Annotated in this window: 18 protein-coding genes; 12 read left to right on the plus strand and 6 right to left on the minus strand. The window is 68.2% G+C overall.

Annotated elements, in window-relative coordinates; genetic code table 11:
* Window positions 1-65: 65 nt before the first annotated feature.
* Window positions 66-1,091 carry a PI-PLC domain-containing protein gene (locus ACYVII_RS04955; protein ID WP_460531920.1) on the plus strand — a complete coding sequence of 342 codons (1,026 nt, stop codon included), beginning with the start codon at window positions 66-68 and terminating at the stop codon, window positions 1,089-1,091.
* A gap of 64 nt (window positions 1,092-1,155) precedes the next feature.
* Window positions 1,156-3,657, plus strand: a complete 2,502-nt coding sequence (locus ACYVII_RS04960; RefSeq protein WP_460531923.1) for an ATP-dependent helicase — start codon at window positions 1,156-1,158, stop codon at window positions 3,655-3,657.
* Here the strand turns inward: ACYVII_RS04960 and ACYVII_RS04965 are convergent.
* Window positions 3,629-5,164 carry a hypothetical protein gene (locus ACYVII_RS04965; protein WP_460531926.1) on the minus strand — a complete coding sequence of 512 codons (1,536 nt, stop codon included), beginning with the start codon at window positions 5,162-5,164 and terminating at the stop codon, window positions 3,629-3,631. The two genes, ACYVII_RS04960 and ACYVII_RS04965, sit on opposite strands and share 29 nt — an antisense overlap.
* A gap of 122 nt (window positions 5,165-5,286) precedes the next feature.
* Here ACYVII_RS04965 and murQ point away from each other — a divergent pair, with 122 nt between their 5' ends.
* Together murQ and ACYVII_RS04975 are read left to right on the plus strand one after the other, a co-directional pair.
* Window positions 5,287-6,258: an N-acetylmuramic acid 6-phosphate etherase gene (murQ, locus tag ACYVII_RS04970; protein ID WP_460531929.1), complete on the plus strand. Its 972-nt coding sequence runs from the start codon at window positions 5,287-5,289 to the stop codon at window positions 6,256-6,258.
* 177 nt (window positions 6,259-6,435) lie between these two features.
* A complete protein-coding gene (locus ACYVII_RS04975) occupies window positions 6,436-6,651 on the plus strand; it encodes a hypothetical protein (RefSeq protein ID WP_460531932.1) in 216 nt (71 codons plus the stop codon).
* 99 nt (window positions 6,652-6,750) lie between these two features.
* Here ACYVII_RS04975 and ACYVII_RS04980 read toward each other — a convergent pair whose 3' ends face one another.
* Window positions 6,751-7,608: an oxygenase MpaB family protein gene (locus ACYVII_RS04980; protein ID WP_460531935.1), complete on the minus strand. Its 858-nt coding sequence runs from the start codon at window positions 7,606-7,608 to the stop codon at window positions 6,751-6,753.
* 234 nt (window positions 7,609-7,842) lie between these two features.
* On the opposite strand from ACYVII_RS04980, the gene sucC reads away from it, so the two are divergent.
* Together sucC and sucD are read left to right on the plus strand one after the other, a co-directional pair.
* A complete protein-coding gene (gene sucC / locus ACYVII_RS04985) occupies window positions 7,843-9,006 on the plus strand; it encodes a succinate--CoA ligase subunit beta (RefSeq protein WP_460531938.1) in 1,164 nt (387 codons plus the stop codon).
* 12 nt (window positions 9,007-9,018) lie between these two features.
* Window positions 9,019-9,927 (plus strand): succinate--CoA ligase subunit alpha, encoded by a 909-nt coding sequence (gene sucD / locus ACYVII_RS04990; RefSeq protein ID WP_460531941.1) that lies wholly within the window; start codon window positions 9,019-9,021, stop codon window positions 9,925-9,927.
* Between the two features lie 63 nt (window positions 9,928-9,990).
* Here sucD and ACYVII_RS04995 read toward each other — a convergent pair whose 3' ends face one another.
* Window positions 9,991-10,431, minus strand: coding sequence for a MarR family winged helix-turn-helix transcriptional regulator (locus ACYVII_RS04995; protein WP_460531944.1), 441 nt, complete (start codon window positions 10,429-10,431; stop codon window positions 9,991-9,993).
* Window positions 10,432-10,537: 106 nt separating this feature from the next.
* Here ACYVII_RS04995 and ACYVII_RS05000 point away from each other — a divergent pair, with 106 nt between their 5' ends.
* From ACYVII_RS05000 to ACYVII_RS05020, 5 genes are all read left to right on the plus strand, one after another.
* Window positions 10,538-11,425: an alpha/beta hydrolase gene (locus ACYVII_RS05000; RefSeq protein ID WP_460531947.1), complete on the plus strand. Its 888-nt coding sequence runs from the start codon at window positions 10,538-10,540 to the stop codon at window positions 11,423-11,425.
* Between the two features lie 88 nt (window positions 11,426-11,513).
* Window positions 11,514-13,259, plus strand: coding sequence for a cell division protein PerM (locus ACYVII_RS05005; RefSeq protein WP_460531950.1), 1,746 nt, complete (start codon window positions 11,514-11,516; stop codon window positions 13,257-13,259).
* Window positions 13,260-13,443: 184 nt separating this feature from the next.
* Window positions 13,444-14,040 carry a phosphoribosylglycinamide formyltransferase gene (gene purN, locus ACYVII_RS05010; RefSeq protein WP_460531953.1) on the plus strand — a complete coding sequence of 199 codons (597 nt, stop codon included), beginning with the start codon at window positions 13,444-13,446 and terminating at the stop codon, window positions 14,038-14,040.
* Window positions 14,037-15,626, plus strand: a complete 1,590-nt coding sequence (purH, locus tag ACYVII_RS05015) for a bifunctional phosphoribosylaminoimidazolecarboxamide formyltransferase/inosine monophosphate cyclohydrolase (protein ID WP_460531956.1) — start codon at window positions 14,037-14,039, stop codon at window positions 15,624-15,626. Before purN ends, purH begins: the two co-directional genes overlap by 4 nt.
* A gap of 16 nt (window positions 15,627-15,642) precedes the next feature.
* Window positions 15,643-16,419 carry a phosphotransferase family protein gene (locus ACYVII_RS05020; RefSeq protein WP_460531959.1) on the plus strand — a complete coding sequence of 259 codons (777 nt, stop codon included), beginning with the start codon at window positions 15,643-15,645 and terminating at the stop codon, window positions 16,417-16,419.
* Between the two features lie 956 nt (window positions 16,420-17,375).
* On the opposite strand, the gene ACYVII_RS05025 is transcribed toward ACYVII_RS05020, so the two are convergent.
* Window positions 17,376-17,723: a phosphomannose isomerase type II C-terminal cupin domain gene (locus ACYVII_RS05025; RefSeq protein ID WP_460531962.1), complete on the minus strand. Its 348-nt coding sequence runs from the start codon at window positions 17,721-17,723 to the stop codon at window positions 17,376-17,378.
* A gap of 252 nt (window positions 17,724-17,975) precedes the next feature.
* On the opposite strand from ACYVII_RS05025, the gene ACYVII_RS05030 reads away from it, so the two are divergent.
* Window positions 17,976-19,214: an MFS transporter gene (locus ACYVII_RS05030; RefSeq protein ID WP_460531965.1), complete on the plus strand. Its 1,239-nt coding sequence runs from the start codon at window positions 17,976-17,978 to the stop codon at window positions 19,212-19,214.
* Here ACYVII_RS05030 and ACYVII_RS05035 read toward each other — a convergent pair.
* Together ACYVII_RS05035 and ACYVII_RS05040 are read right to left on the minus strand one after the other, a co-directional pair.
* Complete coding sequence (locus ACYVII_RS05035; RefSeq protein WP_460531968.1) at window positions 19,191-20,552, minus strand: MFS transporter; 1,362 nt, start codon at window positions 20,550-20,552, stop codon at window positions 19,191-19,193. The genes ACYVII_RS05030 and ACYVII_RS05035 overlap by 24 nt on opposite strands.
* Complete coding sequence (locus ACYVII_RS05040) at window positions 20,549-21,061, minus strand: PadR family transcriptional regulator (protein WP_460531971.1); 513 nt, start codon at window positions 21,059-21,061, stop codon at window positions 20,549-20,551. Before ACYVII_RS05040 ends, ACYVII_RS05035 begins: the two co-directional genes overlap by 4 nt.
* Between the last annotated feature and the right edge of the window lie 15 nt (window positions 21,062-21,076).

Consider the following 21,076-nt stretch of genomic DNA (forward strand, 5'->3'; position numbering starts at 1 on the left):
GGTCATGTTCGGGCTGAGGTTCTGCTGTGCAGATCGCTGCTCAACCCACTCGTTATCGTGAGGCCATGACCTCTGCGCCCCTCATCATCGGCCATCGAGGCGCTTCTGCATACCGCCCGGAGCATACGAGCGCAGCATACGAGCTGGCGTTCGCACTCGGTGCCGACGCCGTGGAGCCCGACGTGGTGGCGACGAAGGACGGTGTTCTGGTGCTGCGGCACGAGAACGAGATCTCCACCACCACTGATGTCGCATCCCGTCCCGAGTTCGAGCACCTCCGTACGACCAAGGTCGTCGACGACGTGACGCGCACTGGATGGTTCACGGAAGACTTCACGTGGGAGCAATTGTCGACACTGCACTGCGTCGAGCGGCTGCCGGAAGTGCGTCAGGCGAGCTCAACCTTCGACGGGCGTTATCCGCTGATGCGGCTCTCCGATCTGTTCGAACTCGTCGACCGGTGCTCAGAGCGGGCGGACCGTGAGCTCGGTCTCGTGGTCGAACTCAAGCACGCCACCTACTTCGAGCAGCTCGGCCTGCCGTTGGACGACCTGTTCTCGGCGGCGGTTCGCGAGGCGGCGTGGAACTACTCGCACGGGCGACTCGTGGTCGAGTCGTTCGAGCGAACGGTGCTCGCGCAGGTGCGCAGGCGAGGCATCCGCGGCAGATCGGTGTATCTCGTCGAGGCCGGCGGTGCCCCGTACGATGCGGTCGCCCGAGACGGCGCGGCAGCCCGAGAGTATGCGCAGGAGATCGACGAGGCGGGGCTGTACGAGCTCGCCGGCGCCAGTGGCGACGGCGCGATCGACGGCATCAGCGTGGACAAGACGCTGTTGCTGGATGCTGCGGGTGACGGCATCACGGACCTCGTGGATCGCGCACATGGCGCGGGCCTGCAGATCTACGTGTGGACGATGCGGGCAGAGAACCGCTTCCTCGCCGAACCGTTCCGCCGCGGCGAAGCCTCCGAGCACTACGGCGACTGGACCGGCGAGTTCGAGCTGATCATGTCGACAGGCGTGGACGGGGTGTTCGCCGATCAGCCGGACCTCGCAGCGGTCGCCCGCGACGCCTTGGGCCGATCGGCTTGATCGGGCCGCGTCGGCGTTCGCGCGGGCATCCACTGTCGGTCGCCGCGCTTATCCTTGACGCAGCATGACGACGCCTCCCGACACCCCTGTTCTCGATGACGCCACGCGCGACCCCGAAGCGTTCCGGGCATCAGCTCCGATCATTCTCGACGGGGTGGACATCGGCATGGACGAGCGCTCGTTCCGGCCGCGCGTGGGTGGGAATTCGCTGCTTGACGGCCTCAATCCGCAGCAGCGTGAGGCGGTCGAGTACCGCGGTCAGGCGCTTCTGATCGTCGCGGGCGCAGGCTCCGGGAAGACGCGGGTGCTGACGCACCGCATCGCGAACCTGCTGGCGAACCGGGAGGCGTGGCCGAGCCAGATTCTCGCGATCACATTCACGAACAAGGCCGCAGCCGAGATGCGGGAGCGCGTCGAAGCGCTTGTGGGCGAGAGCGCGCAGGGCATGTGGATCTCCACGTTCCACTCCGCGTGCGTTCGCATTCTGCGGCGCGAGGCCGAGCACTTCGGGTACAACCGCAACTTCACGATCTACGACGCAGGCGACTCGAAGGCCCTGCTGAAGCGCATCATCAAAGAGCTCGAGGCCGACACGTTCGGGTTCACGCCGGGCAGTGCTGCAGCCCGCATCTCGAAGCTGAAGAACGAGCTGTCGGACGTCGAGTCGTTCGCCCGCACCGCGAACCGGTCGGATCCTAAGGAGGCGATGTTCCTCGAGATCTTCCGGCAGTACAGCCGCGATCTGGAACGGGCGAACGCCTTCGACTTCGACGACCTGATCGGCCAGACCGTGTATCTGTTCCGTGCCTTTCCGCACGTGGCGGCGCTGTATCAGCGGCGATTCCGGCACATCCTCGTCGACGAGTACCAGGACACGAACCACGCCCAGTACGAGCTGATCCACACCCTCACGCAGCCGATCGAACCGGAGGAGGTGGCGTCGCTCGAGGCGAAGGACTTCACCATGCGCGGACTGGTGGATGCCACCGGCCGGGTTCCGGGAGCGTCGCTGACCGTGGTGGGCGACTCGGATCAGTCGATCTATGCGTTCCGGGGTGCGGACATCCGCAACATCTCGGAGTTCGAGCGCGACTTCCCGGGCGCCAAAGTGGTGCTGCTGGAGCAGAACTACCGGTCGACCCAGAACATCCTGTCCGCAGCCAACTCGGTGATCGCCAACAACTTCGACCGCAAAGACAAGAAGCTGTGGTCTGCGGGCGGTGACGGCGAGAGGATCGTCGGCTACACCGGCTACTCCGGGCACGACGAGGCACAGTTCGTGGCCGACGAGATCGAGAAGCTGCACTCGGCGGGCGTTCCCTACAACGAGATCGCGGTCTTCTATCGCACGAACTCGCAGACGCGTGCGCTGGAGGAGATCTTCATCCGCTCGGCGCTTCCGTACCGCATCATGGGCGGCACGAAGTTCTACGAGCGAGCCGAGATCAAGGATGCGATGGCCTACCTCATCGCCGTCGCGAACCCGTCCGACGAGATGGCGCTCCGGCGCATCCTGAACACGCCCAAGCGCGGAATCGGGCCGGCCACCGAGACACAGCTGGCCGGATACGCGGAGGCGAACGGTTTCAGCTTCCGGCAGGCGATGCGCGATGCCGGGTCTCTCGGGCTCGGCCCCAAGGTGACGAAGGCGATCGTCGACCTGGCGACGTTGCTCGACGAGGGCGCCGTGATGATCGACCCGGATGCCGCTGGCGGCCCCGCGAAGGTGAGCGACGTGCTCGTGCATCTCATCAAGGGCTCCGGGTTGGTGGATGCCTTGAGGGCGAGCCGCGATCCGCAGAACGAGGCGCGTGCTGAGAACGTCGAGGAGCTTGTCGCGGTCACGAAGGAGTTCGAGCGCAACAACCCCGAGGGCGGCCTCGTCGAGTTCCTCACCGAAGTGTCGCTGGTCGCGGCAGCGGATGAGATCGACGACGCCAGTGGAACGGTGTCGCTCATGACGTTGCACACCGCAAAGGGCCTGGAGTATGACGCCGTGTTCATCACGGGTGTCGAGGAGGAGCTGCTGCCGCACCGCATGTCGGCGAACGAGCCCGGCGGCCCTGCAGAGGAGCGCCGTCTGTTCTACGTGGGCATCACGCGAGCACGCAAGCGCCTCTATCTCTCCCTTGCGATGACCCGCGCTCAGTTCGGGGATGTCGCTGTGGCTCTGCCGAGCCGGTACCTGCAGGAGATCCCTGCCGAGCTGATCGACTGGAAGCAGTCCCCAGGGTTCGCGAACTCGCGTGGCGGCACGCAGTCGCGTGCTTTGAATGCGCGGCGACCGGAGCGGGGACAGGACCGCGGCCTGACCGGCGCTGGTGGCTCGTTCGGCGCCAAGCCGGAGATCCCGGCGAGCGCGTGGCCGAACCGGGTCACGGCTCAGGTGCGCGACAACGGCGACCTCACCCTCGAGCCGGGCGATCGCATCCGTCACGTTGACTTCGGCGACGGGCGCGTCACCGCTGTCACCGGCGAGGGCACGAAACGGGTGGCCCACGTGCAGTTCGAGAAGGCGGGGGCGAAGAAGCTGCTGATCAAGATCGCCCCGATCGAGAAGCTCTGACCGCGTAGTCCCGATCGCGAGCACTTCGCGAGGTGCGGCGCGCCCAGCGTGCGCAGAGGGCGGAGACGCCGAACAACAGCCCGGAGATCGCCGCGAGTGCCGCAACGGTGCGAGCTGGGCCGTCCATCGCTCCCGTCTCGGCGAGCCGGTCGACGTCGGCCGAGGGCTGGGCGGGTGGGGCGCTGACCATGACCGTCTCCGTCGCCTCACCGAACCGGGAGGTCCACGCGCGAACGCGCGATCGCCCGTGCTCCGACGCCGTGTCGTCCGGTGAGATCGTCTCGACCCAGACGAAGTACCCGGCACTCGGAAGCGTGCACGACGGCGTCGAGTACTCGCCCGGCCCGTGGTCCACCACCGTCGTAACCTCGCACACGGGAGCAGCATCCGCCGGCGTCTGGTCCGATGCCGCCGGAGGAGTGGAGAACGGACCCAGCAGTCGACTCCGCACGGTCACCGGGATCGGAGTGTACGGTCCGCCGTCTTCGCCGTAGACGCCCCACTCGGACGTGGATCCCGGTTCGCTGCGTGCGGTGACCTGGAGCACGTCGTGCACGGTCGCGCCGGCCACGGCGACGGCGTCGCTGGCCTTCGTCGCGACCACGGGCTGGAACGGCAGCGACGACGGTCGCTGGGCCGAGACCTCCGCTCGCGCCGACGCTCGTCCGGGCGAGGACGTGAGCACGCTCTGCACACCCGGCTCGGCGCGAGCCACAGTGACGGCTGCGCCGAACGGCAGATCGGCGAACATGACGGATGCCGAGAGATCGGCCACCGCGCTTCCGGCATCCGGTGTCAGCGGGTAGGCCACACCGTTGCGCACCCTGTGCTCGTGCGAGCCGTCGGCGAACACCGCGCCCTGAACCGTTGCGACGCCGTCGAGGGTGTCCGGCGTCGCGGTCGCAGACCGGGCCAGATAGTCGACATCCACCGATGCGACGAGCGAGCTCGCTCCGGCGTCGTCGCGATCGATGGTGACCCTCGCGGTAACCGATCGCGACGCGCCAGAGGGTGCGGCCAGCTCAGCCAGCATGGCGTTCGAGCGGTCCAGCACCTCGTCCGCTCGAGCCCCGGCCCTCGCGGCGAGCGACTCGACGCTGTGCCCGTTCAGACCGGTGATCGTCCACGTCGCCAGCTGTGCCGCCGCGGCGGTCACCGGATCGTCGGTTCCCGCCCACGTCCGGGAGATGTAGGCCAAGCGGGCACGGTCATCGTCGGAGAACCGGCCGAGTGATACGGCATCCGTCGGCTCGAGGTCGTGCCCGGTCGGTGCCCGGCCACCGAGATCGATGCAGAAGCCGCGCGTGCCGTCGGCCAGCGTCCACGATCCGATCCACCAGCCATCGGTCGACCAGAACCCGATGCCCGTTCCGGTAGCAGGCATGGCACGCGCCGGCGACGGGAGCAGGAGAGCGCCTGCGAGGGCGACGATCGCCACCAGCAGCGCCAGGAGCGCGGAATGCCGGCGGCGATGAGGGTGTGCGTGGTCGTGATGGATGCTGGTCATGCCGGGAACGCTCGCAGGTTCCCGACCGCGGCAGCGCGCTCGAACCGTCGCACGTGCACAACTCAGGGGCGGCCGCACCTGTGGAGGACGGGACGGAGCCCGAAGTCTCGTACGGTGTAGGCATGACAGACACCTCCAGCGTGCGGGATTCGGATGAACGCGGCGAGTTGCGCGAACGGCTGAACTCGTTCGCCACGGAGGCCGTCAACGAGGCGACGCGCGAGCTCGACCGGCTGCCGCTCGACGAGCAGATCGCGGTCATGTGCGAGCAGAACGCGACGGTCGCCGATGCCGTCGCCGCCTGCGCGCCGCAGCTCGCGGCCGCGGTCACGCTCGTTGTGGACGGGATGCGGGCCGGAGGCCGGCTGATCTACGTCGGCGCAGGCACGCCCGGACGCCTGGGCGTGCTCGACGCGAGCGAGATCCCGCCGACGTACGGGATGGATCCCTCCCGCGTCGTCGGCGTCATCGCAGGCGGGGACACCGCCATCCGCACGGCCGTGGAGAACGCGGAAGACGACGAGACCGCAGGCGCCGCGGCCGTCGATGAACTGCGTGCCGGACGGCACGACACCGTCGTAGGCATCTCCGCGTCAGGTCGAACCCCGTACGTGCTGGGTGCGCTCCGGCGCGCACGGGAACTCGGCGCCGCCACTGTGGGGTTCGCATGCAATGCGGGGTCCGCGATCGGCGAGGCGTCCGATGTCGCCATCGAGACCGTGGTCGGACCCGAGGTCGTGACCGGATCGACCAGGCTGAAGGCCGGCACCGCACAGAAGATGGTGCTCAACACCATCTCGACCCTCGCGATGGTGCGCCTCGGCAAGGTCTACGGCAACCTCATGGTCGACGTGCGCGCCACGAACGAGAAGCTGCGTGCGCGGTCGGAGCGCATCGTGATGCTGGCGGCCGGAACGGATGCCACCACCGCCGCTCGCGCTCTTGCCGCCGTCAACGGGTGGGTGAAAGCGGCCATCCTCGTGGTCGTCACCGGCCTGGACGGCGACGACGCCGTGCGGCTCTTGAACCGCCACGACGGAATGCTGCGCGAGGCGATCGCCGCGGCGACGCCGACTGGTACATCCACTGCGTGAGCGCGAACAGTGCGATGCTCGATCGGCCCCGCCCCGAATGCGAGCATTCCCCGGCTAGTCTCAATCGCATGTGATCGCGGCTTCGCCGCTCAACAAACTCAATCGGCCTCGCCCCGAATGCGAGCATTCGCGGCGAGGCCTCAATCGCATGTCGGTGGCTCGTCGCACCATGGAGACATGACCAGGGACGAGCAGTTCATCATCGAGAACGCGGCGGCAGACGACGACCTCGACCTGCTGCTGGCCACCCACCGCTGCGCCGACTGCGCGGAGTACGCCTTCCTCGAAGTGCGTGGCGACGACGGCTTCACGCTCTGGCTGTGCGCCGGCTGCGCCGACGAGCGCGACGCGGAGGCGTCGACCTACGCCGAGCACCACGCTCGCGCCGCCTGACGCCGCGTCCCGGATCAGTCCTCGGCGGTGTTGGTGTTCCGCCGCCGCGCTTGCCTGAGCCGCAGCACAGCGGAGGAGAGGCGCAGGTCGAGAGTGCGCTCACATCTCGGCGCGCAGGCGATGTAGCAGCCGGTCGCGCACGATGTGACGAACGCGAAGGGGCAGGCGCGGGTAGAGGGCGGCGGTGAGCGACATCATCCGCTCGTACCTGCGCCGGTTGCGCTCGCTGAGCACCAGGCCGTACTGGCTTCGCAGCGAGTCGGGGAGCAGCGCGACGGTGGCGAGCCGTGCCCACGGCATGATGAGGCGCATCCACAGCGGGGCGTGCTCGGCGCGCAGCAGCTCGCGGCTCACGACGCGCGCCGCGGGCAGCACCATGAGGCGTCGCAGCGAGTCATCCCAGTACCGGTCGAAGTCGTCGCGGGTGGCGGGCCACGCATCGTGCGGCAGCTGCAGCGACGTTCCTACCGCTGCGAACTCGCGGTAGAAGCGGTCGGCGGATGCCTCATCCAGCGCGCCGAAGACCCGCTCGTGCACACGTACTGCCGTCCAGTACAGCGTCGCGGTCACCCAGAGCTGCAGGTCGGGATCGAACGCGGAGTACGCCGGTGTGTCGGAATCGGCAGGTCCATGCACCGGCGCGTGCGCGCGCCCGACGGCGCGGTGCACCGTGCGGACGTCTTCCTCCGTGCCGCAGGCGACCGCGGTCACGTACGTGAGCGTGCCGATCAGCCGGTCATAGGGACGCGAGGCGAAGTCGCTGTGCTCGGCGACTCCGCGCCCGACGGACGGATGCGCGAGTTGCAGCAGGATGGCGCACCCGCCGCCGGCGAGCATGATCCACTCGGCACCGACATCCGCGAGGCCCTTCGGCGATGGCGGCCCAGGAGATCGCCGCGCTGGCGGCCCGGGGTATCGCCGCGCTGGCGGTCGCGGCTCTGATGGTCGCTGCGGCATGCCGCAAGGGTATCCGGATGCCCGGACAGTGCCCTGGGTGCACGTCGGGAACCCGTATGGCGCTCAGGTAGGCTGTCGGTGGCAATTTATCTCGGCGTCGAGCTATCTGACTGAAGTGCCCATCAGCCGTCGTCTTACGACACTGCGTCACCGACAGAGCGTCACCGACCAGCGCCGGCGAGACGGTCCGGCCCGCACCGATCGCCATTTCACTCGCACACGGATTGGGAAGCAGTGGATCTTTACGAGTACCAGGCACGTGACCTGTTCGAGAAATACGGGGTCCCGGTACTGCCGGGTATCGTCGCCGACACGCCGGAAGAGGTGCGCGCGGCAGCCGAGAAGCTCGGCGGCGTGACCGTGGTCAAGGCGCAGGTCAAGACCGGTGGACGCGGCAAGGCTGGCGGCGTCAAGGTGGCGAAGACCCCGGACGACGCCGAGGCGGCCGCGAAGGCGATCCTCGGCCTCGACATCAAGGGGCACATCGTTCGCCGCGTCATGGTGGCCGGCGGCGCGAACATCGCCCGCGAGTTCTACTTCTCGGTACTGCTCGACCGGGCCAACCGCTCCTACCTGTCGCTGGCCAGCGTCGAGGGCGGCATGGAGATCGAGCAACTGGCGGTCGAGAAGCCCGAAGCGCTCGCGCGCATCGAGGTCGACCCGGCGACCGGCATCGACGAGGCGAAGGCGAAGCACATCGCCAAGGCCGCCGGTTTCCCCGACGACCTGATCGAGAAGGTCGCACCGGTTCTCGTGAAGCTGTACGACGTCTACAAGGGCGAGGACGCGACGCTCGTCGAGGTGAACCCGCTCGTGCTCACGGGCGAGGGCGACATCATCGCGCTCGACGGCAAGGTGTCGCTTGACGCGAACGCCGACTTCCGGCATCCCGAGCACGAGGCGCTGGAAGACAAGGCCGCGGCCGACCCCCTGGAGGCCAAGGCCAAGGAGCACGACCTCAACTACGTCAAGCTCGACGGCGAGGTCGGCATCATCGGCAACGGCGCGGGACTCGTGATGAGCACCCTGGATGTCGTGGCCTACGCCGGCGAGAACCACGGCGGCGTGAAGCCGGCGAACTTCCTCGACATCGGAGGCGGCGCATCCGCATCGGTCATGGCGGCCGGTCTGGATGTCATCCTGAACGACCCGCAGGTGAAGAGCGTGTTCGTGAACGTGTTCGGCGGCATCACCGCCTGCGACGCGGTCGCCAACGGCATCGTCGGTGCCCTGGACATCCTGGGATCCGAGGCGTCGAAGCCGCTCGTCGTGCGACTGGACGGCAACAACGTCGTCGAAGGGCGCCGCATCCTCACCGACTACAACCATCCGCTCGTCACGCTCGCCGAGACCATGGACCAGGGCGCCGACAAGGCTGCCGAACTGGCTTCGAAGTAAGGACGTCAAGCAATGTCGATCTTCCTCAACAAGGACTCCAAGGTCATCGTCCAGGGCATCACCGGCGGCGAGGGCACCAAGCACACAGCGCTCATGCTCAAGGCGGGCACGCAGGTCGTGGGCGGCGTGAATGCCCGCAAGGCCGGTACGACCGTCTCGCACACCGCGGCCGACGGCTCTGCAGTGGAACTGCCCGTCTTCGGCACCGTCGTCGAGGCCATCGAGAAGACCGGGGCGGACGTCTCGATCATCTTCGTTCCGCCGGCATTCGCGAAGGACGCGATGGTCGAGGCCATCGACGCCGAGATCCCGCTGCTCGTCGTGATCACCGAGGGCATCCCGGTGCAGGACACCGCAGAGGCGTGGGCGCACGCCAAGGAGAAGGGCAACAAGACCCGCATCATCGGGCCGAACTGCCCGGGGATCATCACGCCGGGCGAGTCCCTCGTCGGCATCACCCCGGCGACGATCACCGGCAAGGGCAGCATCGGCCTGGTCTCGAAGTCGGGCACGCTGACCTACCAGATGATGTACGAGCTGCGTGACCTGGGCTTCTCCACCGCCATCGGCATCGGCGGCGACCCCATCATCGGCACAACGCACATCGACGCGCTCGCCGCGTTCGAGGCAGACCCCGAGACGAAGGCGATCGTGATGATCGGCGAGATCGGCGGCGACGCCGAGGAGCGCGCGGCCGACTTCATCAAGGCGAATGTGACCAAGCCGGTCGTCGGCTACGTCGCGGGATTCACCGCTCCCGAGGGCAAGACGATGGGGCACGCCGGCGCCATCGTGTCTGGTTCCGCCGGTACCGCACAGGCCAAGAAGGAGGCCCTCGAGGCCGCCGGTGTGCGCGTGGGCAAGACGCCGAGCGAAACCGCGCAGCTTCTGCGCGAGGTGGTCGCGAGCGTCAACGCGTAAGCACGAACGACGACGGATGCCGCGGGCCGAGGTGCTCGCGGCATCCGTCGTTTCGGTATCCGCCTAGGACGATTGCTTGCCGCGCAGGCCAGCGCGCAGCTTCGCGAGCAGCCCGTGGAGTTGCGTGGTCTCCGCGTCCGTGAGCACGCCAGAGACGATGTCGGTGACGGATGCCTCGAAGGTCGGCGCGCCGGCCGCGAGCAGCTCTCGCCCGGCATCCGTCAGCACCAGCCAGGACGAGCGCCGATCGCCGGGGTTGGGCACGCGCTCGAGCCAGCCCGCCTCGACGTACCGGTCGACGATCTTGCTCGCCGTTCCGACGCGCAGCTCGAGCGCCCGCACGAGATCGTCGACCCGCGCGTCCTCGGTGCGCTCTATCAGGCTCAGCACGTTCACGGTGCCCACCGTCACGCCGTGCGCGGCTTTGATGCGCTCGTCGACCTGGTTGTAGACCGCGATCTCGGCCCGTACCAGGTCGTCGAAGAAGTCGATGCCCCTGCCCATGGTCCTCCCGAATATTCCTAGGAATACAAATGCTGCTAACGTGGTTGCCTAATACATTCCGAGGAATGAATCTCGGAACGATCATGACACAGACAGGGAGAAACCCATGAGCACATCCCAGCGTGAGGCGATCATCGCACGGCTGCGAGCGTTCCCCTTCGATCCGAACCAGACCGTCGACGAGCACCGCCGGGGCTTCGACGAGTTCGCCATCGAGCCGGTGCCCGCAGGCGTGGCGGTCGAGGACGTCAGGCTCGGTGGCCGGCCCGCCCTCCGCCTGACCCCGGAGGGAGCCGGCACCGGCACACTGCTGTATCTGCATGGCGGCGGTTACGTCGTCGGATCGCACCGCACAGGAGCCAAATTCGCTCGACTCGTGGCCGAGCGCGCCGGCCTGCAGGCGTACAGCCTCGACTACCGGCTGGCGCCCGAGCATCCGTTCCCGGCGGCCGTGGATGACTCACTGGCGGCCTATCGCGAGCTGATCGAGCGCGGGATCGACCCGGCCGCCCTCGTCGTCGCCGGCGACTCCGCAGGCGGCGGTCTGACGATCTCGACCCTCGTTGCAGCTCGCGATGCGGGGTTGCCGATGCCGGCCGCTGCGGTCGTGTTCTCGCCGCTCACGGACCAGACCCACTCCGGGCGGAGCATCCGCGATCTCGTCGGGATCGATCCGTTGTTCACGCCGGAAGCCCTCGACTGGTACGGCCCGAAGTACGTCGGGTCCGCAGATCCCGCCACGCCGCTTGCGAGCCCGCTGTTCGCCGACCTCACCGGGCTGCCGCCACTCCTGATCCAGGTCGGTGGGCACGAGCTCTTGCTCGACGATTCGATCGGGCTGGCTCGGGCCGCGGCGCTCGTCGACGTCGAGGTGTCCCTCGAGATCGGTGCCGGCCTGCCGCACGTCTTCCAGAACCGGGCCGGCGAACTCGACGAGGCCGACGCGGCGCTCGATCGGGTCGGGGCGTTCATCCGAACGCAGCTCGGCGCGTAGCGGGGCGAGCGGCGGCTTCGTGCAGGATGCCTGTGCTCTGGCGCGCCCGCCCGTCGGCTCCGCCGCGCGCCGGTAGGGTCGTCAGCGCATGAACCGCATCACCGTCATCCTGCTGGCCGCGCTCGACGCGGTGATCGCGCTCGGCGTGGGCGTGGCGATCCCGCTCGTTCCGCTGACCGTCGCCTGGGGACTGCAGTTCGACCTCTCGAACGACTGGCTGCCGTTCTGGCATGCCGGTGCCGACATCTGGCTGCTCGGCCACGGCGTCGATGTCACGGTCACGCTCGACCCTGTCGCCTCTGCAGCGTTCGACCTGACCGGCACGAACGTCTTCACCGTGAGCATCGCGGCGCTCGGGTTCGCGCTCCTCACTGTCTTCCTCGGCGCGCGAACGGGGCGGCGCGCCTGGGCGACGCCGCACCCGTGGACGGCGGCCATCGCCGGCGTCGTCACATTCGCGGTGCTCTCCGGCCTCGTCACCCTGAGCGTGCACAACCTGCCCGCCGTTCCGTCGCTGTTGCAAGGCTCGCTGCTGCCGGCAGCAGTCTTCGCGATCGGCATCGGGATAGGCATGATCGCGGGCAACATGCGAGAGCCGTCGGGTGCGGACGAGCGGGGGGCGACGGATGCCTCGCGCGGCGACGGCGCGGCATCCGTTCGTGCGGTGGGCCGGGGACGATTGCCGTGGCCGGTCGAGGGATGGAGCCCCGCGACCCGCGCCGTGCTCGCTGCGTCCCTCCGCGGCGGAGTGGCGGCATCCGCCCTCGTCGTGGCGGCATCCGCCGTGCTTCTCGCGGTGCTCATGGCCGTGAACTACGGGCGCATCGTCGGTCTCTACGAGACGCTGCAACCCGGTGTTCTCGGTGCCATCGCCCTCACACTCGCTCAGCTCGCGCTGCTGCCGAACGCCGTGATCTGGGCGGCCTCGTGGATCGCCGGCCCGGGTTTCGCGGTCGGATCCGGCTCCTCGGTCGACGTCGCCCAGACGACGCTCGGTCCGCTGCCGAGCATTCCACTGTTCGGCGTGCTGCCGCAGAGCGACCCCGGCTTCGGGCTCATCGCGGTGATGGTTCCCGTGCTGTGCGGAGTCGCCGCAGGGTTCCTCATCCGGAAGCGTCTGGAGCGGATGCCTGCACCGCGCGGCAGCGGTCCTTACGGCTCCCGGGACTGGAGCGCGGCGCGCCTGTCGCTCGTCGTACTCGGAACGGCCGTCGTGTCCGGGGCCGTTCTCGGCCTGCTGGCCTGGTGGGCGTCGGGTGCGATCGGACCGGGCAGGTTGCAGCATGCCGGGCCGAACCCGCTCTTCGTGGCCGGCGCAGTCGCGGTCGAGGTTCTGGTCGGAGCGGCGATCGGCGTCGCCGTGCGCCGGGAGCACGCGGTGAGCACGGCGCGGCTGAGCCTGCGGGAGCGCCGGAGCAGCGCCGAGCCGTCGCCGGTTTCCAAGCCGGCGTCTCCACGACCCGCTCCGGCATGGGGTCGGGGCGCCGGCACGGCGTCGCCGACAGCGGTCACGGGTCCGATCGACGTGTCCACGGTGTTCGCGTCGTTCGATGACGCGGTGGATACGCCCGAGCACGCCGACGATGCGGACTGGATCAGCGCGATCCTCGAGCAAGAGAATCCTGCCGAGCCGGCCGGGCGCGAGCCCGAGCGATCGGCCGGCCCGAAGGAGGCGACTCCGCGCGCCCCGGCCCGATCCGCCTCCGGGCTCGTGCGTCCGTCGGCGCCGCGCGTGCCGACACCGCGTGGCCGTCTGCCGCGCGTGTACCGGGAATCCGGGTTCGCCTCTCCGGACTTCTCCCGCCACGAGACCTCGGATACGGAAGAGGGCTAGGACCTCGACAACGGAGCCGGCGCCGTCGCACGATCCGCCGGATAACGCACGATACGCCGCACCGAAGCCTGGCTTCTATCCGGCCGATCGTGCGAATTCCGGCGGAGGTCGCGAGTGAGGTGATGGCGCCCGGCGGGGATGCCCCGCGGCGTGGGAAGACTCCAGCCGCCGGTAGGCTGAGTGGGTGCTGTCGCTCGTCGTGCTGGTCTCCGGCCAGGGATCCAACCTGCGTTCGCTGCTCGAGGCATCCGGTGACGCCGAGTTTCCCGCCAGAGTCGTCGCCGTGGGCAGCGACCGCGACGACGCGGGGGGTCTGCAGGTGGCGGAGGAGTACGGCATCCCGACGTTCACGGTAGCGTTCTCGTCGTTCGACGACCGCGCCGAGTGGGGCGACGCGATGCTCGAGCAGATCATCCAGTGGTCGCCCGATCTGGTCATCCTGTCGGGATTCATGCGGCTGTTCCCACCGCGCGTCGTCGACGCGCTGAGCCCGCACATGATCAACACGCATCCCGCGTTCCTGCCCGAGTTCCCCGGGGCGCACGGAGTGCGTGACGCCCTGAAGGCGGGCGTGAGTCAGACCGGTGCGAGCGTGATCGTCGTCGACAACGGAGTCGACACCGGTCCGATCATCGCTCGCGAACGCGTGCCCGTACTGCCCGGCGACACCGAGGCCGGACTGCACGAGCGCATCAAGATCGTGGAGCGACGCCTGCTCATCCAGGCCGTGCTCGACATCGCCAACGGACACATCGACCTGAAGGAACTGGCCACAGCATGAGCGCCGCACACGCCGCCGACCCGAGCCTCTACCGCGAACGCGACGTCGTACCGGTTCGTCGCGCACTGCTCTCCGTCACCGACAAGACGGGCATCGCCGAGTTGGCCACCGCGCTGAACGACGCGGGCGTCGAGCTCGTGTCGACCGGGAACACGGCGCGCACCATCCGTGACGCGGGCATCGCGGTGACGGATGTCTCGGAGCTGACCGGATTCCCGGAGTCGCTCGGTGGCCGCGTCAAGACCCTGCACCCGGCCGTGCACGCCGGGCTGCTCGCGGACCTCCGCCTCGAGGACCACGAGACGCAGCTCGCCGAGCTGGGTATCCGCCCGTTCGAGCTCGTGGTCGTGAACCTGTACCCCTTCGCCGAGACGGTCGCCAGCGGTGCGGATGCTCGCGAGATCGTCGAGCAGATCGACATCGGGGGGCCCGCCATGGTGCGCGCATCGGCGAAGAACTTCGCGAACGTCGCGGTCGTGGTCTCACCCGACCGATACGCCGAGGTGGCGGATGCGATCGCTTCGGGCGGCACGAACCTCGAGTTCCGCACGCAGTTGGCGCGGGACGCTTTCCGGCACACGGCGGGATACGACGTTGCTGTCGCCTCGTGGTTGGGCAACGTGCTGGCCCCCGACGACGCAGACTCTCACCTGCCAGCATGGGTGGGTGCGACGTGGCAGCGCGAGGCGTCGCTGCGGTACGGCGAGAACAGCCACCAGGCTGCGGCGCTGTTCACCTCGCCCGGCGGCAATGGCATCGCGCAGGCGGAGCAACTCGGCGGCAAGGAGATGTCATACAACAACTACGTGGACGCGGATGCCGCCCTGCGCGCCGCGCACGACTTCGAGCGTCCCGCGGTGGCGATCATCAAGCACGCGAACCCGTGCGGCATCGCCGTCTCCGACGACATCGCGGATGCTCATCGCAAGGCGCACGAGTGCGACCCTACGTCCGCGTTCGGCGGGGTCATCGCGGCGAACCGCACTGTGTCGCTCGCCATGGCGCAGTCGGTGAAACCGATCTTCACCGAGGTGATCATCGCGCCGGACTACGAGCCGGAGGCGCTCGAGCTGCTGCAGACGAAGAAGGACCTGCGCATCCTCAAGCTGCGCGAGGGTTTCTCGCTTCCGACGACGGAGATCAAGCAACTCTCCGGCGGGATGCTGATGCAGGATGCCGACCGGCACTTCGCACCCGTCGCCGAGTGGACGCTCGTCGCCGGTGAAGCGGCCGACGAGGTCACGCTGAAGGACCTCGAATTCGCGTGGACCGCGTGCCGCGCCGTGAAGTCGAACGCGATCCTGCTCGCATCGGGTGAGGCATCCGTCGGCGTCGGAATGGGACAGGTGAACCGGGTCGACTCGTGCGACCTCGCGGTCAAGCGTGCGGGCGATCGCGCTGCCGGTTCGGTAGCGGCATCGGATGCCTACTTCCCGTTCCCGGACGGCCCCGAGATCCTCATCCAGGCCGGTGTGAAAGCGATCGTGCAGCCCGGCGGGTCGATCCGCGACCAGCTCACGATCGACGCGGCGAAGGCCGCGGGGATCACGATGTACTTCACGGGCGAGCGCCACTTCTTTCATTGACGACTTGGCGGGACTCGTGTCCGCGGTACCCGTCAGGATGACCGAGGTGGACCAGGTCGAGGTGGTCGTCGCGCACAGCCAGCGCGCGACGTTGCGCGTCGGGGACGTGTTCCTGAAGGTGGATGGCGACCCCTCGCACGCCGATGTCGAGGTGCAGGCGATGGCCATGGCACCGGCACCCACGCCGCCGGTCCTCTGGCATCGGCCGCCCGTGCTCGCGATCGCCGCCGTGCCCGGCAACGCGCTCGGCGTCCTCGGAGAACCGTCTCCTGCGTCCCCGGTCGCGTGGGCCGCTGTGGGTGCCGCGATACGCAGGCTGCATGACGCGCCGTTACCACCATGGCCGGGGCGCGAGCTCGACGACATCGCGCGGGAGCTCGAGAGCGAATGCGAGTGGTTGCTTGCCAACGGCGTTCTGCCACGCGAGGTGATCCTTCGCAACCGCGAGATCGCCCAGGTCGCCCTTCGCCCGTGGAAGCCGGTGTTCATCCATGGTGACCTGCAGATCACCCACGTTTTCGTGGACGGTGATACGGTCACCGGCGTCATCGACTGGTCGGAGGCTGCTCCGGGTGATGCCATGTTCGACCTCGCGACGCTGACGCTCGGGCACGAAGAGCGACTGAATGACCTGCTCGCCGGTTATGGCCACGACGCCGACCGGGACGTGATCCGCGCCTGGTGGTCGCTGCGCAGTCTGGTGGCGTCGCGCTGGCTGATCGAGCACGGCTTCGATCCGGATGCTCCCGGTTGCGAATTCGATGTGCTCAGAGCGCGGATGCAGGAGTCGTAGGCGACGGAACCTTCGGTCGCTCGGCCCGTCTAGGACTATGGGACGTCTCCTGGATCGTGGCGGGGTCAGGGGAGAGGCCGGTGTCCGGGGGCGAGCGTCTCCAGGAATCGAACTATGTCGCTCTGGGCAACGGAAGGGTGGAGGACTCCGCCATTACTGGCCGTCGCGCATCCGCTGGTCAAGAACCGCACTCTGATGCGATGGCTCGAGTTCCAGAAGTAGACATCCGAACTCGACCCGTCGTCTGCAGGGCAGGCGACTGGGTCGAGGGGTGGCGGGTGCGCCGCAGCATTCGCCGATGTGGCCAGCTGAGCCGCCTTGCCGCCGTTCAGCCGAGCCTCGCCGGCAAGCGACCATGCGGGCGATCCGCCGGCACCGTTCATACCGGTGTATCGACAGAGCAGTGCGTGCTCCGGTGTGAACGGAACCAGCTTCAATTCCGAGCCCACCAGTCCGCTATATCCAGGATCCGTCGGAGGATCGGGCGGGCATGTGGCAGGGATCCGCGCTGAATTCGCTGCAGCTGCACTATTCGCAATCAAGCCACCGCCAACGAGCACGGCGGCGGCACACACCGCAACCCACCAGGTCCGCCGGCCCATAACCGCAGGCTAGTGACGCACCTGATGAGTGGCGGTCACAATCCTGCAACGAGCACCGGCGCACCACCCCGGTCGTGGATGCCCGAACATTCGATGGGGCGTGAGGAGATGGTCGTTCGGACTCCCCGCCACGACTTCAGATACTGCGGTCCCGGCGCTCGCCACCTGGGGACGGAAAGACACCACAAGGCGGCTCGACGGCTTCAGACCGCCCATGCGGACCACCCGCGACGGATACCGGCAGGCGCTACACAAACCAGCATTCGCCGGAAACAACAGCAAGAACATGTAGCGGATGCCGATACGTGTAGCGCGAGCACTCCGCGAGGTAGCTGGAGCGGTCACGCCACCCACTCACGCTCGCCCGAAGTCGTCCTCGAGCCGCACGATGTCGTCTTCGTCGAGGTAGTCGCCCAGCTGTACCTCGACGATGACCAGGGGCTCGTCCTGCTCGTTCACGATGCGGTGCGGCTGACCGACGGCGATATTGATGGTCTGTCCGAGTCGAGCCACAACGGTCTTGCCGTCGATGACGGCTGAAGCGACGCCCGAGGCCACCACCCAAACCTCAGCGCGATGTTCGTGCGTCTGATACGAGAGTCGCGAACGAGGCTTCACCTCGATCCGTTTCACCTTGAACCCCGTGCCCTCGTCGAGGATGGTCCACGTTCCCCACGGGCGCTCGTCCGATTCTCCGATCACAGGATCTCCTTCCCAAGGGGTGAGTCGCCGATCCCGCCCCGACCCGAGACTGCCATAGGAACTCGTTATGCAATTGCGCCTCGTTCCAGGCGCGCTGACGCTTGGCACATCCCGAGCTCGCGGTTGACCCGTGGATTGATCTGAGCCAGCACCGTCCAGCCTCGCCGCGACCGCCGCGATAGCGTAGAACGCTGTGGCACACGCGTGGAACGAGACGGCGACCGGGCGAGTCCCGAGCGCGCGGATCGTGCCATGAGCAACCTCGGTTTCCGCGCCTACGGCAGGCTTCTCTCCGCACCTTCCCGCACGCTCATGGTGGTCGCGGGTCTGCTCGCGCGCACCCCGATCGCCGTGCTCGGCTTCGGCTTCCTCTTCTTCGCGCACGCGAGCACCGGGTCGTACACACTCGGCGGCCTCACGTCCGGGCTGGCGATCGCATCGATGGGTCTCGTCGGCCCCCTCGCCGGACGCGTCGCCGACCGCCGCGGACAGCGGCAGTTGCTGCTGGCATCCGCGATCACGCATCCGCTCGCCATCGCCGGCGCCGTCGCCTGCGGCTACCTCGGTTCGATGGTGGGTCTGGTGATCATGTCGGTGTTCTGCGGCATCACCGTCGCACCCGTCGGCGCGTTCATGCGTGCCCGCTGGTCCACGATCGTCGAGGACGCGTTCCTGCTTCGTACCGCCTACGCGGTCGAGGCCGTCGCGGACGAGATCGTGTGGGTGTTCGGACCAGCGGTCGCCGCGTTCCTCGCGGCAGGCGTCGCGCCGGCAGGAGGCCTGATCCTCTCCGGCATCATCGGGCCGCTGGGCGCGCTCTTCCTGCGGATGATGCCCGACGCGAAACCCGCGCCCGCGACAGAACACGCTCATCGCCCCGGTCAGCTTCTGCGCTCAGCGCCGTTCGTCATCCTTCTGGTCGCCAGCTTCGCCACGGGCATCGGCTTCGGCATCAACGACCTGTCGATCGTGTCGCTGGCGACCGCGAACGGTGTGCCAGAGCTGGCCGGAACCGTGCTCACCGCCTACTCGATCGGCAGCGCATCCGGCGGGTTCCTCTTCGGTGCGCTGTCCACCAGGCTCAGCTCGCGGCAGATGCTCGTCGGCACAGCACTGGCCCTCTTCGTCACGTGGGCATCGCTGGCGCTCCTCCCCGGTATCTGGTGGTTCTACCCGCTCGGGGTCCTGGCCGGCGCGACGATCGCCCCGTTCTTCATCGCCGTCAACCACATCGCGCACGAGATCGTCTCGCCGGCGATCATCACCGAAGCCTTGGCATGGCTGAACACGCTCGTCGTCTGCGGGATGTCGCTGGGCTCGTTCGCGGGCGGCCTCATCAACGACGCGGCGGGGCCGCGTGCCGCGTTCGTGGTCGTCGCATGCTCGGCGGCCGTACCGGTCCTGCTCGTGCTGCTGAGCCTGCGTGCCTTCAAGACAGCGGAGCGCCGTCCAGTCGAAGAACCCGAATCACCCGTTCCGTCGGGGGAGTAGGGCAGCGCCGGCAGCCGCGACCGCCGCAAGACCGGCGATGACGGTCGCGACCTCGTGGAGGGCATCCACCGGCCCGCTGGCGGCACTCTGTGTTGCGAAGAATCCGGCGAGGAGTCCGATGCCGAGTGAACCCGCGATCCGCTGAACGACGTTGAAAACCGTGTTGGCGTCGGCCTGCTCCTCCGGTTTCAGGCTGCGGTTCACGACGGTGAGGAGTGGGGTGACGACCAGGCCGATCGCGGCCGAGCGGGCGGCGAGGATGCCCGAGGTGATCCAGAGCGACGTCGTCGCGTCGACCGCGAAGAGACCGAGGCTGGATGCGATGAGCACGGCGAACCCGATGAGCACGGTGAAGCGCACGCCGATCCGCTCTGCCACCTTCTGCCCGAGCACCGTGCCGAGGCCGGTGAGGATGCCCTGCGGCAGCATCGCGAGCCCCGCAACGAACGCGGTATATCCCTGCACCTGCTGCAGGAAGATCGGCAGCAGGAACAGGATCGACCACGCCGCGACCGAGGCCGCCGCGCAGAGCACGAACGACACCGCGGCGCCGCGATCGCGCAACACCCGCAGATCGAGCGCCGGGCGCGGCGATCGCAGGGAACGAAGAACGTAGCCGGCCAGCAGGAGCGTGCCGAGTCCCAAGGGCAGCCAGGAGAGAGACCATCCGTCGCTCGCACCGCGGTCGAGGCCGAACAGCACCCCGAAGAGTCCGGCCGCCAAGAGCACCAGCCCGAGCACGTCGAGGGGCGCATCCTTCTTGCGGGGCGGGGCGATGTCGCGAGGAATGGCGCGTCCCGCGAATGCGGCGAGGATGCCCACGGGCAGGTTGATGAAGAAGATCGAGCGCCAGCCGAACGCGCCGATGAGCAGCCCTCCGAGGCTCGGGCCGAGTGCGGGCCCGAGGAACAGGACCATCCCGGCCAACGGTGAGATGTTGCGTGATGCGCCCGCCGAGCCTAGGAGCATGCTCATGGCGAGCGGAACGAGAGTCGCACCGGTGAAGCCCTGCAGAATGCGCGCGCCGATGAGCAACTGGATGTCCGGTGCCAGCCCGCACAGCACCGATGCAGCGGTGAAGGCGACGACACCGACGACGTAGATGCGCAGCGTCCCGAAGCGACGCGCGAGGAACGACGTCAGCGCCAGCCCCGTCCCGAGCGCCAGCAGGTAGCCGCTGGTCACCCACTTAACGCTGCCGAGCCCCGCGTTCAGGTCCTTCGCGATCGGCGCAATCGCGACGTTCACGATGCTCGAGTCGAGCATCGACAGCAGCGGGCCTGCGAGGAGTCCGTACTGGGCGGCGACTCCGAGCCGGGGAGCGACCCCGGTCGTCATGAGCGACTCACTTCGGCTCGAAGCCGCTTCAGCCAGCGCAGCTCAGACTCGATCTGCTCGCGCAGATGGGCGACGACCGCGGAGCTCCAGAACTCGTCTGAGGTGCGCCCCTCGAGTGCGGCGAGCCGCTCTCGAAGGGTCTCGAGTGCCGCAGAGCGCACGTCGATGATCGCTGCGCGCTCCGCAGCATCCAGAAACGCGAACTGTCCGAGCCGGGTGAGGAACTCCAGATCGTCCCCGGCCTGCGCGGCGGGCAGTTCCGAGAGGAGGTCGTGCAGAAGCTCCCTGCCGACATCGGTCAGGGTGTACACGTGGCGCGGCGGTTTCGACTCGTGCTGCTCGACCGTCACCTCCACGGCGCCGGCTTCGACGAATCGCTTCAGCGCCGGGTAGAGCGAGTTGTTATTGATGACGATGCCCGTCGTCTCCTCGATCCGCTTCCGCAGCTCGTAGCCGTGCGCGGGACGACGGGAGAGGTGGCGCAGGATCAGGATCTCGGGATAGGCCATAATAGGTTAAGATAA

The organism is Humibacter ginsengiterrae (genome assembly GCF_054780115.1).

Excerpts from the sequence above, each read along its gene's own strand:
- ACYVII_RS05000 (WP_460531947.1), top strand. The coding sequence starts at position 10,538 with ATGAGCACATCCCAGCGTGAGGCGATCATCGCACGGCTGCGAGCGTTC.
- ACYVII_RS04965 (WP_460531926.1), bottom strand. The coding sequence starts at position 5,164 with ATGACCAGCATCCATCACGACCACGCACACCCTCATCGCCGCCGGCAT.
- ACYVII_RS05035 (WP_460531968.1), bottom strand. The coding sequence starts at position 20,552 with ATGACGACCGGGGTCGCTCCCCGGCTCGGAGTCGCCGCCCAGTACGGA.
- ACYVII_RS05040 (WP_460531971.1), bottom strand. The coding sequence starts at position 21,061 with ATGGCCTATCCCGAGATCCTGATCCTGCGCCACCTCTCCCGTCGTCCC.
- sucD (WP_460531941.1), top strand. The coding sequence starts at position 9,019 with ATGTCGATCTTCCTCAACAAGGACTCCAAGGTCATCGTCCAGGGCATC.
- ACYVII_RS04955 (WP_460531920.1), top strand. The coding sequence starts at position 66 with ATGACCTCTGCGCCCCTCATCATCGGCCATCGAGGCGCTTCTGCATAC.
- ACYVII_RS04960 (WP_460531923.1), top strand. The coding sequence starts at position 1,156 with ATGACGACGCCTCCCGACACCCCTGTTCTCGATGACGCCACGCGCGAC.
- murQ (WP_460531929.1), top strand. The coding sequence starts at position 5,287 with ATGACAGACACCTCCAGCGTGCGGGATTCGGATGAACGCGGCGAGTTG.
- purH (WP_460531956.1), top strand. The coding sequence starts at position 14,037 with ATGAGCGCCGCACACGCCGCCGACCCGAGCCTCTACCGCGAACGCGAC.
- ACYVII_RS05005 (WP_460531950.1), top strand. The coding sequence starts at position 11,514 with ATGAACCGCATCACCGTCATCCTGCTGGCCGCGCTCGACGCGGTGATC.
- ACYVII_RS05030 (WP_460531965.1), top strand. The coding sequence starts at position 17,976 with ATGAGCAACCTCGGTTTCCGCGCCTACGGCAGGCTTCTCTCCGCACCT.
- ACYVII_RS04975 (WP_460531932.1), top strand. The coding sequence starts at position 6,436 with ATGACCAGGGACGAGCAGTTCATCATCGAGAACGCGGCGGCAGACGAC.
- ACYVII_RS04980 (WP_460531935.1), bottom strand. The coding sequence starts at position 7,608 with ATGCCGCAGCGACCATCAGAGCCGCGACCGCCAGCGCGGCGATACCCC.
- ACYVII_RS04995 (WP_460531944.1), bottom strand. The coding sequence starts at position 10,431 with ATGGGCAGGGGCATCGACTTCTTCGACGACCTGGTACGGGCCGAGATC.